Source organism: Brevundimonas sp. TWP2-3-4b2, from assembly GCF_049897345.1.
Lineage (GTDB): Bacteria > Pseudomonadota > Alphaproteobacteria > Caulobacterales > Caulobacteraceae > Brevundimonas.
Genome location: NZ_JAFCWB010000003.1, coordinates 101178 through 116599, shown reverse-complemented (window position 1 = coordinate 116599; position 15422 = coordinate 101178). Strand labels below are relative to the sequence as shown.

Sequence of the window (15422 nt, the reverse complement as noted above, 5' to 3'; positions counted from 1 at the left end):
GCGGCCGGGATACGCGGGTGTAGCTCAGTTGGTTAGAGTGCCGGCCTGTCACGCCGGAGGTCGCGGGTTCGAGTCCCGTCACTCGCGCCATTCCTTTTGATCTTGCGATCAGGGAATGGCGCGACACCGCCCGTCTCGATCATTTCAGCGTCAGAACCGCATCATCGACCGTCAGCGCATGGTCACTGCCGTCCGCTCCAGCCGTGATCTGGACGAAGGTGAACCCCCGCGCGGACAACTCATCCAGCAGACCCGGCAGGGCCCGAATCATCTGCGGCCGGGTCTCATGCAGGATCAGCAGCCCGCCCTGATTTTCCTCGATGACCGTCAAGGCAACGCGGGTGATGGAACTTGCGGAATAGCCGCGCCAGTCGTCGGTGCCACCCTCAGCCGAAACCACAATGATCCCGCGCCGGTTCAGCCACTGGCTCATGAACGCACCCTCCCCCAGGCCGGGAAAGCGGAACATCGGTTCCAGCCGGGCACGCTCTTCAGGCGGCGAGTCGGCGAGCGCAGCCTCAAGCGCTTCATATCCCCGGCGGACCTCCCGGACCTGCGCATCCGGCGACAAGTGGCGAAGTCTGGTCGGATGAGACCAGCTGTGGCTGCCGACATTGTGGCCCCGCCTGACCACTTCGCGGACCTGCTCGGGATGGGCTTGTGCGTACTGACCGACGAAGAAGAAGGTCGCCTTGATGCCTCGCGCATCGAGAATATCCAGCACCCGGCCGTTGTAGGTCGGGTCGGGCCCGTCATCGAAGGTCAAGGCCACGGACCGCGGCGGCAAGGGTGTGCGGATGTGCTGAAGATTGCCGAACCGCCCCGGTTCAATCGAAAGCAGGGCCTGGTTGACGCCAAGGACCGGCAGTACAGGCTCGGGAACTTCCCTGCCCTCGGCGGGCGGGCGGGGAAGCCAGACGGCGAAGGCGACCGTCAGGGCGATCAGAAACAGACGCACACACCATCCCCCGAAGCCAGGCCGCACGCTAATCAAGGTTTGCCGCCCGGCGAGCCCGCGCAACCCGTGGGGGAGAAGAGGGTTTAGGGGGCCCGCCCGGCCACCAGCACGTTCTGGACGCGCCGCCCTATAGGATCACGGGACTGCCAACTCTCGCCGACCGCAGCCTCGATCACCGTGGTGCAGAAGCGTGGCACAAGCATATAGGGGCGGATATCTGTCAGGCAGATCCGGTCGCCGCTGACCGTCCAGCGGGCAGCCAGCCTTCGGCCATCGGAAAATTGGGCGGCGTAGCTGCCGTCAGGGTTGAACCAGTGCTTGACCCAGCCACCGTCGGGATAGCGAGACACGACCGTATTGCCGAAGGCGGAATTCATATCGGCCCGAACCGAACCGGCCATCAGGCAAGCGACCGCCAGGATCGCGACGCCGAGCGTACGCAGCATACTGTTCCCCCACCAACCCTTCCCGACGCGGACTATTAACAAACGTTTAAGAAATGCCAACCCCTGCCGGGACGCGACACGAATAGTTGACTCTGTGGTGGGACTTCTATACCCGGCGCACGTTCGGGACAGGACTGGCGAATTCGCGCCGCCCGCTCGCCCAGAGATTCAGGGCGGTTCCGCGACATCGCACGACGGCCCGATGCGCGGGACGTCCTTCTTCCAGTCCCAAGGACCCATGACCGAATTCTCAATGCTGGGCCTGTCGCCCACGACCCTCAAGGCCGTCGCCGATACCGGCTACACGACCGCCACCCCCATTCAGGCCTCGGCCATTCCGGTCGCCCTGGCCGGCCGTGACATTCTGGGCATCGCCCAGACGGGTACCGGCAAGACCGCCGCCTTCACCCTGCCGATGATAGACCGGCTGTCGTCCGGCCGGGCCAAGGCCCGCATGCCGCGCGCCCTCGTTCTCGCCCCCACTCGCGAACTCGCCGACCAGGTCGCCTCGTCCTTCGAGAAATATGCCAAGGGCACCAAGCTGAGCTGGGCCCTGCTGATCGGCGGCGTCTCCATGGGCGACCAGGTGACCCTGCTGAACAAGGGCGTCGACGTCCTGATCGCCACCCCGGGCCGCCTTCTGGACCTGTTCGAGCGCGGCAAGGTCATGCTCAACGGCGTCGAGATCATGGTCATCGACGAAGCCGACCGCATGCTCGACATGGGCTTCATCCCCGACATCGAGCGCATCTTCAAACTGACGCCGCCGCGCCGCCAGACCCTGTTCTTCTCGGCCACCATGCCACCCGAGATCACGCGGCTGACGACCCAGTTCCTCAAGGATCCGACCCGGCTCGAGGCCTCGCGCCCCGCCATGACGGCCGAGACCATCACCCAGTATCTGGTGCGTATCCCGACCAGTGATCCGAAGGCCAAGCGCGCCGCGCTGCGCGCCCTGATCGGTCGCGCTGACGTGCGCAACGGTATCGTCTTCTGCAATCGCAAATCCGAAGTCGATGTCGTCGCAAAGTCGCTGAAACAGCACGGCTTCGATGCGGCACCAATCCACGGCGATCTTGACCAGTCGCTGCGGATGAAGACGCTGGCGGCCTTCCGCTCCGGCGAACTCAAGCTGCTGGTGGCATCCGACGTCGCCGCTCGTGGGCTCGATATTCCGGACGTCAGCCACGTCTTCAACTACGACGTCTCGCACCACGCCGACGACTACGTCCACCGCATCGGCCGTACGGGCCGAGCCGGCAAGACCGGTCAGACCTTCATGATCGTGACGCCGGGTGACGACCGTTCGCTCGACAAGGTCCTGAAGTTGATCAAGATGGATCCCGAGGAACTGGTGCTGGACGGAGTCGATTTCGCCCCCGGCAAGGCTCCGGCGACCCGCGACAGCGATCGCTCGGACACGGCCCCGGCTCGTGGCCGCAGCCGTGGTGCCCGCGCGCCGAAGGCAGAGTCCGCTCCCGCGGCCCAGGCTGAACCGGCACCGCCCGTCGAGCCCGATGCCCCGGTCCACGTTTCCAACGAAGTCGTCTCCGAGCTCGCCACCGCCGCCGCACCGGCCGCTCGCCGCTCGCGCAGCCGCCGCAGCGCCAAAGCCTCCTCGGTGCCAGGAGCGGAGGTCGCCGCACCCGCCCCCGGGCCCGCCGAGTCCACGCCCGTCTCCGCTTCGGCCCCCGCACCCGCAATGGCCACCCCGTCGGACCGCCCCGTTCAGGAAACCCACCTGCGCCAGTCCGACCGCCGCGGCGACCGGGCCGACGCCCAGCCGGACCGCTCGAATGGCCGCCCTTTCGGAGAGGGCGACGTGCCCGCCTTCCTGCGTCGCCCCATTTCTCTCAAGGGTTGAAAACGCTCACCTATCGACCAGACTGACTGCAATTTAACCCGCCGTTACCAACCCCCGAGGCATAGCTCGACCGCACGGGATCGCTGCGTCGTCCTGGTGTTGGGGGATTTGCATGACGGCCAAGGTCGAAACCACCCTGCGAAGTCCGCAAGCATACGGGCTCGCGCGTCAGGTTGTCGACGAGATAGAAGCCGCCGGAGTCTGGCCGACGCCGCTGAATTTCGAGCTTTGGGCCCATGCGCTCGGTGACCCCGACGGTGCGCTCGCCGGCGAGATCAAGCGCCTCGTAGCAGCGTCCGAACCCTTCACCGAAGCCGTCACCGACATGCTGGCGGCCGAGCACCTTCCGCGCAGTCGCCTGACCGAGCAGATCCGCGACGCCGGCCGGGTACTGGACCGCGAACTGTCCAGCGTCTCCAGCGTCATCGCCCAGGCGCACAAATCACAGGCTGCCTACGGCCAGACCCTGGATCAGGCCGCCACAAGCATCGAGGCCGCTGCTAATGGCGACGGGCTCAGGACCATCGTATCGGGCCTGACCACGGCCACCCGGCAGGTCCAGCACGAGACCGAATCCCTTGAGAAGAAGCTGGAAGTCTCGACCCAGGAGGTTGTCCGCCTGCGCGAACACCTGGAACTGGTGCGTCGTGACGCGATGACCGATGCCTTGACCGAACTCGCCAACCGCAAGGCCTTCGACGAGCACCTGGCCGCAGCCTGTGACCATGCCGAGAGCAGCGGATCGGCTCTGACCCTGGCGGTGCTGGATATCGACCACTTCAAACACTTCAATGACACCTGGGGTCATCAGACCGGCGACCAGGTCCTGCGCTACGTCGCCAGCGTCATTGGGCGGACAGCTGCCACGCCCCGCTTCGCCGCCCGCTACGGTGGCGAGGAGTTCGCCATGGTCTTCCACCATGAGAGCGTCACCATGGTCGAAGCCGCGCTCGAGAGCGTCCGCAAGGAAATCGCCTCGCGGAGCCTGCGCCGCCGCTCGACCAATGACGAACTGGGCGCGGTCACCGTGTCCGCCGGATTCGCCGTCCGGCAGACCGGCGAGACGGCATCTGCCTTCCTCGAACGGGCCGATGCCGCCCTCTACGCCTCCAAGCGCAGCGGACGTAACCGTGTGTCCTGTGCCGAACGGTTGCCCAAGGCGGCCTGAAGCCTTTCCCGTCCGCCAATTCGCGCGATAGTCGCCGGATGCGCAGTTTCGCTTTCAACATCGCCTACTGGGTCCTGTCGATCACCTATGCCTCGGCGGCGGCCTTCGCGGCCCTGGCCCCCGGGCGAGGTGCCACCAGCTGGATCATCCGCCGCTATGTGAAGCGCATGGTCCAAGTCATGCGCCTGCTGGCCGGCATCCGCATTCAGGTGCGCGGCCGAGAGCGGCTTCCGCAGGGGGCTTTTATCATCGCGTCGAAACACCAGAGCTGGGGCGACGGCTTCGCCACCTATGACCAGTTCGACGACCTCGCCTTCGTCACCGGGGACCATCTGGAAAAATTTCCCCTGCTGGGCACGGTGTTGCGCAAGCTCGGGGCCATCGTCGTCAACAACTGCGGCGGCCGTGAAGCCCGCGAGGCGCTGAAGCACCGTTCAGCCGACGCCCATGCCGCCGGGCGCAGGATCCTGATCTACCCGGAAGGCAACCTGGCCAGGGTGGGCGAGAAATTCCGCTATCGCTCGGGCGTCTGGCACATGTACCGCGACTTCGACATGCCGGTGGTGCCGCTGGCCACCAACCTGGGGCTGTTCTGGCCGCAGGAGGCATTCGCAAAGACACCGGGCACGGCGACGCTCGAATTCCTCGCCCCCATCCCGACCGGACTGGGCAAGGACGAGTTCCTGTCCCGGCTGGAAGCCGCCGTCGAAGGCAAGACCGCCGAGCTGATCGCCGAGGCTACGGGCCAGCCGGTCACGCCGGCCGTCCTGGTGCAGGCCCCCGATGAAGTGGCGAAGGCGGCCAGACTGGCAGGCTCTACGGCTTAGGCCTGGGCTTTCGCACCTTCTTCGCCGCCGCCTTTCTCAGGGCCGCATCGATCGATTGCCTGGCCCAGTCCACGGCCTCATCCGGATCGTCCAACGCGCTTTCCGGCAGTGACCAATAGGCCATCGCCATCTGGTTCCCGTCCTTGGTCGGATAGGTGAACTGCCGCGCCCCCGCAGCCTGCAGAACCGGCGCATTGACCTCGTCGGCCTTCAGCCAGATCACGCCGTCATCCAGCAGGGCGAAGATCAGGCCGTTGGCGTAGACTGAGGCCCCACCGAACATTCGCTTGATCTCAAGCTGCCCCAAGGCCGCGAAATGCTCGCGCACCCATTCGCCGAAATCCGGGTCGTACGCCATCAGGCTGCCGGGATCACTGCGCCGTCGTATTTGGCGGCGATGAAGTCCTTGACCGCTTGGCTGCGCAGCATGGCCGCCAGGGCCACGATCCGGGGATCGGTCCGGTTGTCCGCACGCGTCACCAGATAGTTCACATAGGGGCTGTCCGCGCCTTCCAGCGTCAGGGCGTCGGTCTTCGGCTTCAGCCCGGCGTCCAGGGCGTAGTTGGTGTTGATCACGGCCATGTCGACCTGGTCCAGCACCCGCGGCAGCGTCGCCGATTCCAGCTCGCGGAAGCGCAGGTTGCGGGAATTGTCGACGATGTCACGCAGGGTCTGCAGCGGATTCGCCGGATCCTTCAGACGGATCAGTCCGGCCTTCTGCAACAGGATCAGCGAGCGTCCGATCGACGAAGCGTCGTTCGGCACCGCCACCTCGGCCCCGTTCGGCAGCTGGGCCAGTGAGCGGAAGCGGCGCGAATAGGCACCCAGGGGCTCGACGTGCACGCCGGCGACGGTGACCAGATCGGCTCCTCGCGACGCGTTGAACTCGTCCAGATAAGGCTTGGTCTGGAAATAGTTGGCGTCCAGACGGCGTTCGACCAGCTGGGTGTTCGGCTGAACATAGTCATTGAACACCTTGATCTCGATCTGGATTCCATCGGCGGCCAGCAGCGGCTTGATATGTTCCAGGATCTCCGCGTGCGGAACGGCCGTGGCTCCCACGATCAGTGGCGCATTGACGTCCGCCTGTTTGGCACCGCCCTGCCCGCAGGCGGCGAGGACAAGGGCGGCGGCGGCGAGGGTCAGGAGCGAGCGGCGGAGCATGGGCGGGCCTTATCGAGAAGTGTGATCAGCGGTGGGAAACGGAGGCGACCAGACGGTCACCGAGCATCTGAAGGATCTGCACCAGCAGGAGCAGCAGCACGACGGTAACCACCATGACATCGGTCTGGAAACGCTGATAGCCGAAGCGGATGGCCAGGTCGCCCAGACCCCCTGCCCCGACGACACCGGCCATGGCGGTATACGACACCAGGGCGATTGCGGTCACAGTCGCGCCGGCCAGAATGCCCGGCATGGCCTCGGGCAACAGAGCGCGGGTGACGATCTGCCAGGTCGAGCCGCCCATGGCCTGGGTCGCCTCGACCACGCCCTTGTCGACCTCGCGCAGCGCCGTCTCGACCAGGCGCGCATAGAAGGGCGCGGCCCCGACGACCAGCGGCGGAATGGCCCCCGCAACGCCCAGCGAGGTCCCGACCAGCAGCACCGTCACCGGCAGCATGACGATCAGCAGGATGATGAACGGCACCGACCTCAGGATGTTGACGATCAGCGACAACAGGCTGTTCAGCACGGGATTGGCGGCCAGCCGCCCCTTGCCCGAGAGGTACAGCAGCACACCCAGCGGAATGCCGAACACCACGGTCAGGGCCATCGATCCGCCCAGCATCAGCAGGGTGTCGCGCGTCGCCCGCGCGATCTCGGGCCAGTCGATGTTTGCGAAAAAAGCGTCCATCACGCGGTCGCTCCGACACTCTCAACCACCACGCCCCGCGCGGTCAGCTGGGCGACGGCCGCCTCGGCATCGCCGCCTGTGAAGGCCACGACCAGCTGGCCGTAGGGCTCGCCCCGGATCCGGCTGATACGGCCCGACAGGATGGAATAATCCACGCCCACCGAGCGCGCGACGCGGCTCAGTTCCGGCTCATAGGTCGAGCCCCCCCGGAACGTCAGCTTCGCCAGCCGCCCGCCCGTCGGCACGTCGGCGGCCTCGAACCCTTCCTCGCCCTCGGCCAGCATGGCGCGGGTCGCGGCGTGTTTCGGATGCAGGAAGACGTCGGCGGTCGCCCCCTCCTCCACCACCCGCCCGTCCTTCAGGACCGCGACCCGGTCACAGACGCGACGGACCACCTCCATCTGATGGGTGATCAGAACGATGGTCAGCTTCAGGTCCCGGTTCAGCTGGTCCAGCAGGGTCAGGATTTCGTCGGTCGTCTCGGGGTCCAGCGCGCTGGTGGCCTCGTCGCAAAGCAACACGCCCGGCTCGCAGGCCAGGGCCCGGGCGATGCCGACCCGCTGCTTCTGACCGCCCGAAAGTTGGGCCGGATGCTTCCTGGCATGTTCGGACAGCCCCAGCTGTTCCAGCAGCTCGGCGACGCGCCGGTCCACCTCGGCGGACGGCCGGCCCTCAAGCCGCAGCGGGAAGGCCACGTTCTCGGCGATGGTCTTGGCATTGAGCAGGTTGAAATGCTGGAAGATCATTCCGATCCGCCGCCGCGCCGCCCGCAGATCAGCCGGCGACAGGGCCGTCATGTCGCGACCATCGACGGTCACGGTGCCCGCGTCCGGCCGCTCCAGCAGGTTGATCGTCCGGATCAGGGTGGACTTGCCCGCACCCGAACGCCCGACCACGCCGAACACCTGACCCGCCGCGACGGTCAGATCGACCGCGTCCAGAGCCACACGTTCGCCCGCAGCGCTTCGAAAGCGCTTCGTCACACCCTCGAGCCGGATCATCAGTCGGCGTCCAGAGCCTTGGCCGGGATGATGGTGACGCTCTCGCCGCAGCCGCAGGCGTCGGTCTGGTTCGGATTGCGGAACACGAATTTCGAAGCCAGCTTGGTCGTCGCGTAGTCGATCTCCGACCCGATCAGGAACAGGATCGCCTTGGGATCGATCAGGACGGTGACGCCCTTGTCCTCGACCACCTCGTCCATGGGCTCGATCGTTTCGGCATAGGCGAAGGTGTACTCCTGCCCCGCACAGCCGCCGTTCTTCACCCCGACGCGCAGACCGACGTAAGGCCTGGCCGCATTGGCCATGATTTTAATCACGCGCGCGGCGGCGGCGTCCGTCAGGCTCACGGCCTTGGGACGCGGACGGCGGGGGCGGGTCGTGGTCTGAAGCTCGGTCATGCGCTCACTCAGAACATGTTCAGGGCCAGCTTGGCCTCGTCACTCATCTTCGAAGGGTCCCAGGGCGGTTCGAACACCAGGTTGGCGCGCGCCGACTGGACGCCCTCCACCTTCTTGACCGCATCCTCGATCCAGCCGGGCATCTCTCCCGCCACCGGACAGCCGGGTGCCGTCAGGGTCATGTCGATCAGCACCTCGCGGTCGTCGGACAGGTCGACCTTGTAGATCAGGCCCAGCTCATAGACGTCGACCGGAATTTCCGGATCGAAGACCGACTTCAGCGCCGCGATGATGTCGTCCGTCATCCGGTCGATCTCGCCCTGGGCCAGGGCGCTCTTCTGCGGCGCGTCCCAGGCTTCGGCGAAGGCCGCTGAATCGGCCGCCGGGATCGTTGCGGGGGTCGTCGGGTCGCTCATGCGAAAAACTCTCGGGCCTTGATCAGGGCGTCGGCAAAGGCGTCGACGTCCTCATGGGTGTTATATAGGGCGAAGCTGGCGCGGGCGCTCGAAGTGATGCCGAACCGGCGCGACAGTGGCTCGGCGCAGTGCAGGCCGGCACGGACGGCGACGCCATAGCGGTCCATGACCTGGGCGATGTCATGGGCGTGGGCCCCGTCGACGGTGAAGGTGAAGATCGCCCCCTTTCCCGCCGCCGTGCCGATCTCGGTCAGCCAGTTCCGGCCCTCCAGTCGCTCGCGCACGCGGTCCATCAGCGCCTGTTCGTGGGCCCTGACCGCCGCCGCGTCGGACTGCACCAGCCAGTCGATCGCCGCCCCGAGGCCGATGACCTCCAGGATCGGCGGTGTTCCCGCCTCGAACCGGTGCGGCAGGCCGGCATGGGTCACGCGGTCCTCGGTCACCGTGGCGATCATCTCGCCGCCGCCCTGGTAAGGCGGCAGGGCCTCCAGCGCCGCGCGCTTGCCGTACAGCCCGCCGATGCCGGTCGGGCCGAACAGCTTGTGCCCGGTGAAGACATAAAAATCGGCGTCCAGCGCCTGGACATCGGGACTGCAGTGCACCGCCCCCTGACAGCCGTCGACCAGCACCAAAGCGCCCGCCGCATGGGCCAGGTCGGCGATGGCGCGCACATCATTCACCGTGCCCAGGACATTGGACATATGGCTCACGGCCACCAGCCGCGTCCTCGGCCCGATCAGCGCCGCCAGCGCCGCCATGTCCAGCGCGCCGTCGTCCAGCACCGGGGCCCATTTCAGCACCGCCCCGAACCGCTCGCGCAGCATATGCCAGGGCACGATGTTGGCGTGGTGCTCCATCTGGGTAATGACGATCTCGTCACCCGGCTGGATCGACTGACCAATCCCCGCCGCCACCAGATTGATCGCCTCGGTCCCGCCCTTGGTCCAGACAATCTGATCAGGGCTTTCGGCATTGAGGAACCTGGCCACGGTCTCACGCGCCTGTTCGAACGCCTCGGTCGTCTCATTGGCCAGGGTATGCAGGCCGCGGTGCACATTGGCGTAGGAGTGCTCCATCGCCGCCGTCAGGGCGTCGATCACCGCCCGCGGCTTCTGCGCCGAGGCGGCCGAGTCCAGATAGACCAGCGGCTTGCCGTTCACCGTCCGCGACAGGATCGGGAACTGCGCCCGGGCGGCGTAGGGGTCGAAAGCCCTCACAGTCGAGCCGTCAGCCATTCCCGCACCACCTCTCTCGCGCCGTCGTGTTCGATCCGGTCGACGACCTCGATCAGGAAGGCCTGCGTCAGCAAGGCCCGCGCCTCGTCGGCCGGCAGGCCGCGCTGTTGCATGTAGAACAGGGCGCTCTCATCCAGATTGCCGACGGTGTTGCCATGCGCGCACTGCACGTCGTCGGCATAGATTTCCAGCTCCGGCTTGGCGTCCACCTCGGCCCGTTCGCCCAGGATCAGGGCATGGTGCCCCATCCGCGCATCGGTGCCGTCCGCGCCGCGCTCGACCACGATCTTGCCTTGGAAGACCCCGCGCGCCGTGTCGCGTACCACGCCCTTGGTCAGTTGGGAGGTGACGCCGTTCAGGCTAGCGTGACGGACCACCGTGGTCAGGTCGGTCTGGCGCTCGCCGGACAGGGCATAGAGGCCATCGAGACGCACCGACGCCCCCTCACCCGGATGCACGACCTGCGTCTCAAGCCTTTGCAGTTGCGCGCCCGAAGCGATGGTCGTCTGGGCGAAGGCCGCGCCCTTCGACAGATGAACTTCCGCCGACGAGATCGAGATGGCGCTGGCCGGTTCCTCGATAAGGACGATCCGCTCAAGGGTCGCGCCTTGCTCGATGAAAATCTCGACCAGATGGTTGGCCAGATAGGCGTCGCCCCAGCCTTCGTAGGATTCCAGCAGTGTCGCGTTCGCCCCTGCCTCCACCACAATGCCGACGCGCGCGTGATGGCCCGTCTTCACCGCGTCCGACAGCCAGCGAAGCGCCAGCGTCCGGGGACCGCCCGCCTTGAACGAAACGATGAACACGTCGTCCAGCGCCTTGGCCGCGGCCAGGGCCGCCATCGGCATCACTTCCGCCATGCGCGGAGCACTCGGCGACGCATGGCTGGCAACCTCGACACCCTCGGTCAGATCGTCTTCCGACCACCAGTTCATCCGCCCGTTGGCGATCAGCAGCTCGTTGCTGGTCAGCGCCTTGAACGGTCCATCGTTCGGCTCCCCCTCAGGCAGTTTGGGCGAGATCGGCGGCTCGTCGCGCAGGTACCGGCGCAGGTCGGAGTATTTCCACGCCTCCGTCCGGCGGGACGGGATCGTGGAGACGTCCTTCAGATCGATGCGGACCGGAGCGTTCAAGCCGCCTCCGGCAGATACTTGTCGTACCCTTCCGCCTCCAGCTGCAGCGCCAGCTCCGGTCCGCCCGACGCCACGATCCGGCCACCGGCCAGCACATGCACCCGATCCGGTTTGATATAGTCGAGCAGCCGCTGATAGTGGGTGATCACCAGCATGGCGCGGTCGGGGCTGCGCAGGGCATTCACCCCCTCCGACACGATCCGCAGGGCGTCGATGTCGAGGCCGGAATCGGTCTCGTCGAGGATCAGCAGCGACGGCTCCAGCAGGGCCATCTGCAGGATCTCCATCCGCTTCTTCTCGCCGCCCGAGAAGCCGACGTTGAGCGGCCGCTTGAGCATGTCGAAATCCATCTTCAGCGCCGTCGCCGCCGCCTTGACCAGCTTCAGGAAGTTCGGCGCCGAGACCTCCTCCTCGCCGCGCGCGCGCTTCTGGGCGTTCAGCGCCGTGCGCACGAACGTCAGCGCCGGAACGCCGGGGATCTCGATCGGATACTGGAACGACAGGAACACGCCCCTGGCCGCCCGCTCGGCGGGCTCCAGACCCAGCAGGTCTGCGCCCTTCCACGACACGCCGCCTTGCGTCGCCTCATAGCCGGGCCGTCCGGCCACGGCGTAGCCCAGCGTCGACTTGCCGGCCCCGTTCGGCCCCATGATGGCGTGCACCTCGCCTGCCGGAACGTCGAGCGTCAGGCCCTTGAGGATCGGCTTGTCGCCGACGGAGACGTGGAGGTTGGATATGGAGAGCATTACGCGCCTAGCACTTCGACTTGGTGAGTTTTGTAGATTCCCTGAGCCAACCCTTTGGGGAGACGGATGGAGACGCGAATCTCTCCGTCGTGCTCAGCCTTGCGACGATCGACCGTCCCTTCGGACTTCTCAGGAATGTTTCGAATGGAGTTGTCGGAAGCCCACTTGGCGTGGGTCTTCACCAAAACCCGAACTTTGGCTTCGCAATGGACCGATCGCCCATATGCGTCATTGCCCCGGAAGCTATCCGCGCTCACCCAACGCTCCCCTCAAGACTGATCGCCACTAGCTTCTGCGCCTCGACGGCAAACTCCATCGGCAGCTTCTGCATCACGTCGCGGACGAAGCCGTTGACCAGCAGGGCCACCGCCTCCTCCTGCGACAGCCCGCGCTGCTGGGCGTAGAACAGCTGGTCGTCGGACAGGCGGGTCGTCGTCGCCTCATGCTCCAGCTGGGCCGAGCCGTTGCGGGCCTCGATATAGGGTACGGTGTGGGAGCCGCAGTCCTTGCCGATCAGCAGGCTGTCGCACTGGGTGAAGTTGCGCACCCCGGTCGCCTTGGGATGCACCGAAACGAGGCCACGATAGGTCGAGTCCGACTTCCCGGCCGACACCGCCTTGGCGATGATCCGCGACTTCGAATTCTTGCCCAGGTGGATCATCTTGGTGCCGGTGTCGGCCTGCTGATGTCCGTTGGTGATGGCGATCGAGTAGAATTCGCCCGAGCTCTCCTCGCCCTTGAGGATGCAGGACGGATATTTCCACGTCACCGCCGAGCCGGTCTCGACCTGCGTCCACGACACCTTCGAGCGGTCGCCGCGGCAGTCGGCCCGCTTGGTGACGAAATTGTAGATGCCGCCCTTGCCCTCGGCGTCGCCGGGGTACCAGTTCTGCACCGTCGAATATTTGATCTCGGCGTCGTCCAGCGCGACCAGTTCGACCACGGCCGCATGCAGCTGGTTCTCGTCGCGCATCGGGGCGGTGCAGCCCTCCAGATAGGAGCAGTAGCTGCCCTTGTCGGCGATGATCAGGGTCCGTTCGAACTGGCCGGTGTTCGAGGCATTGATGCGGAAATAGGTCGACAGCTCCATCGGGCAGCGCACGCCCGGCGGGATGTAGACGAACGATCCGTCGGAAAATACCGCGCTGTTCAACGCCGCAAAATAGTTGTCCGAGACCGGCACCACCGACCCCAGATATTTGCGCACCAGCTCAGGATGTTCGCGCAAAGCCTCGGAAATCGGCATGAAAATCACGCCCACTTTCGCCAGCTCGGCCTTGAAGGTGGTGACCACCGAGACACTGTCGAACACCGCATCCACGGCATAGCGCGGCGCGCCCTCGACCCCGGCCAGAACCTCCTGCTCCTTCAGCGGGATGCCCAGCTTGGCGTAGATGGCGAGGATTTCCGGATCGACCTCGTCCAGCGACTTGAGGCCGACCTTCTCCTTGGGCGCGGCGTAGTAGAACAGGTCCTGATAGTCGACCGGCGTGTATTTCACCGACGACCAGGTGGGTTCCTCCATGGCCAGCCAGCGCTCATAGGCGGCCAGACGCCATTCCAGCATCCACGCCGGCTCGCCCTTCTTTTCCGAGATGAAGCGGACGATGTCTGCGCTCAGCCCCTTGGGGGCGTATTCCGTCTCGATGTCCGAGGTGAAGCCGTGCTCGTACTTCTCCAGCGCGGCGACGGCGTCGATGGTCTTCTGAACAGCGGCCATCAGGCGACTTCTTTCGCGCGGGCGGCGGTCCGCTCACGGTGTTTGGCATAGGCGGCCGGCCAGGCCTCGGCGAACCGCTTCCAGTCCTCCTCGACCGTGCCCCAGCCACCCGAAATGCGGATGCCGCCGGTGGCCAGGCTGGTCCGCCCGGTCGCCAGAATGGCCCGCGACGGCTTGGTCTTGCCCGACGAACAGGCTGATCCGGCTGACACCATCAGCCCCATCAGGTCCAGCGTGATCAGTTGTTGCGGACTGTCCCAGTCGGGCACGGCCATGAACAGGGTGTTGGGCAGGCGTTCGGCCCCCTCGCCGATGATCGTCGCGCCGGCCGCCTTGACCACCGCCTCGGCCGAGTCGCGCCAGACCGCGTGTGCCATGGCCTCGGACAGGTCGCGCGCGGCACAGACGGCCGATGCGCCAAAGCCGGTGATGCCGGGCACATTCTCGGTGCCGGCCCTGAGCCCACGCTCCTGGCCCGCGCCGTGCACGATGCGGATCGCCTCGCGTGCCTCGCCCATGACCAGGGCACCGACACCCTGAGGTCCGCCCAACTTGTGCGCCGACAGGGTCAGGCTGTCGGCCTTCAGCGTCCGGATATCGACCGGGATCTTGCCCGCCGACTGGATGGCGTCGATGTGCAGCCAGCCGCCCGCGGCGCGCACCAGCCGCGCCGCCTCGGCGATCGGCTGGATGACGCCGCTCTCGTTGTTGGCGTGATGGATCGCCACCACCGCCTTGCCGGGTCGTTCCAGCAACTGGCTCAGCTTGTTCAGGTCGACGACGCCGCGCCCATCCACCGGCAGCATCTTCACCGGCTTGCCAGAGGCAACGGCCGCTTCGGACACGCACGGATGTTCGGTCGCGCTGACGACCAGCCGCTCGCAGCCGGCCGCCAGCGAGCTCAGGATCGCCTGGGCATTGGACTCGGTGCCGCCCGACGAGAAGATCACCGCCGTCGCATCGGCCCCGACCAGATCGGCGACCTGCGCCCGCGCGGTCTCGACGCGCGCCCGGGCCCGGCGTCCGGCCGCATGCACCGCCGACGGATTGCCGTTGTCGGCCAGAGCCCTGGCCATCACGTCCTGCACCTCGGGACGCACCAGACCCGAGGCATTGTAGTCCAGATAAATCCCGCTCACGCCGCTACCCCGACTTCTTCGTCCGTCGCGCGCCGACGGGCACCCGTGCGGTTCATGACCACGTCTTCCAGCGAAACCCCGGCCAGATAGCGGTGAATCTCGTCGCCCAGATCTTCCCACAGATTGTGGGTGATGCAGCGCTCGCCGGCCAACATACAGCCCTTGGGCGACGAATGGCCGCTGCAGCGGGTGGCGCGGATCGGCTCGTCGACCGCCAGCACGATCTCGGCCACAACCGTCTCGTTCGCGCCCTTGGCCAGCCGATAGCCGCCGCCGGGCCCACGCACGCTCTGCACCAGACCGCTTTTCCGCAGGCGCGCGAACAGCTGCTCCAGATAGCTGAGCGAGATTTCCTGACGCGTCGCAATTTCCGCCAGGGACACGGCCCGGACGACGCCGTCGGCCTGCCCGTTCCGGGCCAGATCGGCCATTGCCATCACGGCGTATCGTCCCTTGGTCGACAGACGCATCACGGACCTTCAAAAATCGCGCGCTTTTCGAGGGTCCTGTGCTAGA

17 protein-coding genes and 1 tRNA gene are annotated in these 15422 nt (G+C 66.4%); 4 read left to right on the top strand and 14 right to left on the bottom strand.

The genetic code is table 11. The features are described from left to right. Positions 1 to 13 precede the first annotated feature (13 nt). A tRNA-Asp gene (locus tag ACP7AS_RS07565) sits at positions 14 to 90 on the top strand. 49 nt (positions 91 to 139) lie between these two features. Here the strand turns inward: ACP7AS_RS07565 and ACP7AS_RS07560 are convergent. Both ACP7AS_RS07560 and ACP7AS_RS07555 read right to left on the bottom strand, forming a co-directional pair. Then, positions 140 to 958 carry a polysaccharide deacetylase family protein gene (locus ACP7AS_RS07560; protein WP_426028261.1) on the bottom strand — a complete coding sequence of 273 codons (819 nt, stop codon included), beginning with the start codon at positions 956 to 958 and terminating at the stop codon, positions 140 to 142. Positions 959 to 1041: 83 nt separating this feature from the next. After that, on the bottom strand, positions 1042 to 1404 hold the full coding sequence (locus tag ACP7AS_RS07555) for a hypothetical protein (RefSeq protein WP_426028260.1): 363 nt from the start codon (positions 1402 to 1404) through the stop codon (positions 1042 to 1044). Positions 1405 to 1642: 238 nt separating this feature from the next. Between ACP7AS_RS07555 and ACP7AS_RS07550 the strand changes: the two genes are divergently transcribed. The 3 genes from ACP7AS_RS07550 (at position 1643) to ACP7AS_RS07540 (ending at position 5263) form a co-directional block, all read left to right on the top strand. Beyond that, the gene (locus ACP7AS_RS07550) at positions 1643 to 3268 is read left to right on the top strand and encodes a DEAD/DEAH box helicase (protein ID WP_426028259.1); all 1626 of its coding nucleotides are present in this window, start codon (positions 1643 to 1645) and stop codon (positions 3266 to 3268) included. 112 nt (positions 3269 to 3380) lie between these two features. Then, positions 3381 to 4436, top strand: a complete 1056-nt coding sequence (locus ACP7AS_RS07545; protein WP_426028258.1) for a GGDEF domain-containing protein — start codon at positions 3381 to 3383, stop codon at positions 4434 to 4436. A gap of 38 nt (positions 4437 to 4474) precedes the next feature. Next, positions 4475 to 5263 carry a lysophospholipid acyltransferase family protein gene (locus ACP7AS_RS07540; RefSeq protein ID WP_426028257.1) on the top strand — a complete coding sequence of 263 codons (789 nt, stop codon included), beginning with the start codon at positions 4475 to 4477 and terminating at the stop codon, positions 5261 to 5263. On the opposite strand, the gene ACP7AS_RS07535 is transcribed toward ACP7AS_RS07540, so the two are convergent. From ACP7AS_RS07535 to ACP7AS_RS07480, 12 genes are all read right to left on the bottom strand, one after another. Beyond that, entirely contained in the window at positions 5253 to 5621 is a 369-nt protein-coding gene (locus ACP7AS_RS07535) for a TfoX/Sxy family protein (RefSeq protein WP_426028256.1), read from the bottom strand. The two genes, ACP7AS_RS07540 and ACP7AS_RS07535, sit on opposite strands and share 11 nt — an antisense overlap. After that, the gene (locus ACP7AS_RS07530) at positions 5621 to 6427 is read right to left on the bottom strand and encodes a MetQ/NlpA family ABC transporter substrate-binding protein (protein ID WP_426028255.1); all 807 of its coding nucleotides are present in this window, start codon (positions 6425 to 6427) and stop codon (positions 5621 to 5623) included. Before ACP7AS_RS07530 ends, ACP7AS_RS07535 begins: the two co-directional genes overlap by 1 nt. 25 nt (positions 6428 to 6452) lie before the next feature. Then, on the bottom strand, positions 6453 to 7118 hold the full coding sequence (locus ACP7AS_RS07525; RefSeq protein WP_426028775.1) for a methionine ABC transporter permease: 666 nt from the start codon (positions 7116 to 7118) through the stop codon (positions 6453 to 6455). Next, on the bottom strand, positions 7118 to 8119 hold the full coding sequence (locus tag ACP7AS_RS07520) for a methionine ABC transporter ATP-binding protein (RefSeq protein ID WP_426028254.1): 1002 nt from the start codon (positions 8117 to 8119) through the stop codon (positions 7118 to 7120). The genes ACP7AS_RS07525 and ACP7AS_RS07520 overlap by 1 nt, the downstream gene beginning before the upstream one ends. Next, entirely contained in the window at positions 8119 to 8517 is a 399-nt protein-coding gene (locus ACP7AS_RS07515; RefSeq protein ID WP_426028253.1) for a HesB/IscA family protein, read from the bottom strand. Before ACP7AS_RS07515 ends, ACP7AS_RS07520 begins: the two co-directional genes overlap by 1 nt. An 8-nt stretch (positions 8518 to 8525) precedes the next feature. Beyond that, positions 8526 to 8933, bottom strand: a complete 408-nt coding sequence (locus ACP7AS_RS07510) for an SUF system Fe-S cluster assembly protein (protein ID WP_426028252.1) — start codon at positions 8931 to 8933, stop codon at positions 8526 to 8528. Further along, positions 8930 to 10168, bottom strand: a complete 1239-nt coding sequence (locus ACP7AS_RS07505; RefSeq protein ID WP_426028251.1) for an aminotransferase class V-fold PLP-dependent enzyme — start codon at positions 10166 to 10168, stop codon at positions 8930 to 8932. Before ACP7AS_RS07505 ends, ACP7AS_RS07510 begins: the two co-directional genes overlap by 4 nt. Then, positions 10147 to 11301 (bottom strand): Fe-S cluster assembly protein SufD, encoded by a 1155-nt coding sequence (gene sufD, locus ACP7AS_RS07500; RefSeq protein WP_426028250.1) that lies wholly within the window; start codon positions 11299 to 11301, stop codon positions 10147 to 10149. Before sufD ends, ACP7AS_RS07505 begins: the two co-directional genes overlap by 22 nt. Next, on the bottom strand, positions 11298 to 12047 hold the full coding sequence (gene sufC, locus ACP7AS_RS07495) for a Fe-S cluster assembly ATPase SufC (protein WP_426028249.1): 750 nt from the start codon (positions 12045 to 12047) through the stop codon (positions 11298 to 11300). Before sufC ends, sufD begins: the two co-directional genes overlap by 4 nt. Positions 12048 to 12300: 253 nt before the next feature. Beyond that, complete coding sequence (gene sufB, locus ACP7AS_RS07490; RefSeq protein ID WP_426028248.1) at positions 12301 to 13767, bottom strand: Fe-S cluster assembly protein SufB; 1467 nt, start codon at positions 13765 to 13767, stop codon at positions 12301 to 12303. Then, on the bottom strand, positions 13767 to 14906 hold the full coding sequence (locus ACP7AS_RS07485) for a cysteine desulfurase family protein (RefSeq protein WP_426028247.1): 1140 nt from the start codon (positions 14904 to 14906) through the stop codon (positions 13767 to 13769). The genes sufB and ACP7AS_RS07485 overlap by 1 nt, the downstream gene beginning before the upstream one ends. Then, the gene (locus tag ACP7AS_RS07480; protein ID WP_426028246.1) at positions 14903 to 15376 is read right to left on the bottom strand and encodes an Rrf2 family transcriptional regulator; all 474 of its coding nucleotides are present in this window, start codon (positions 15374 to 15376) and stop codon (positions 14903 to 14905) included. Before ACP7AS_RS07480 ends, ACP7AS_RS07485 begins: the two co-directional genes overlap by 4 nt. Positions 15377 to 15422 lie beyond the last annotated feature (46 nt).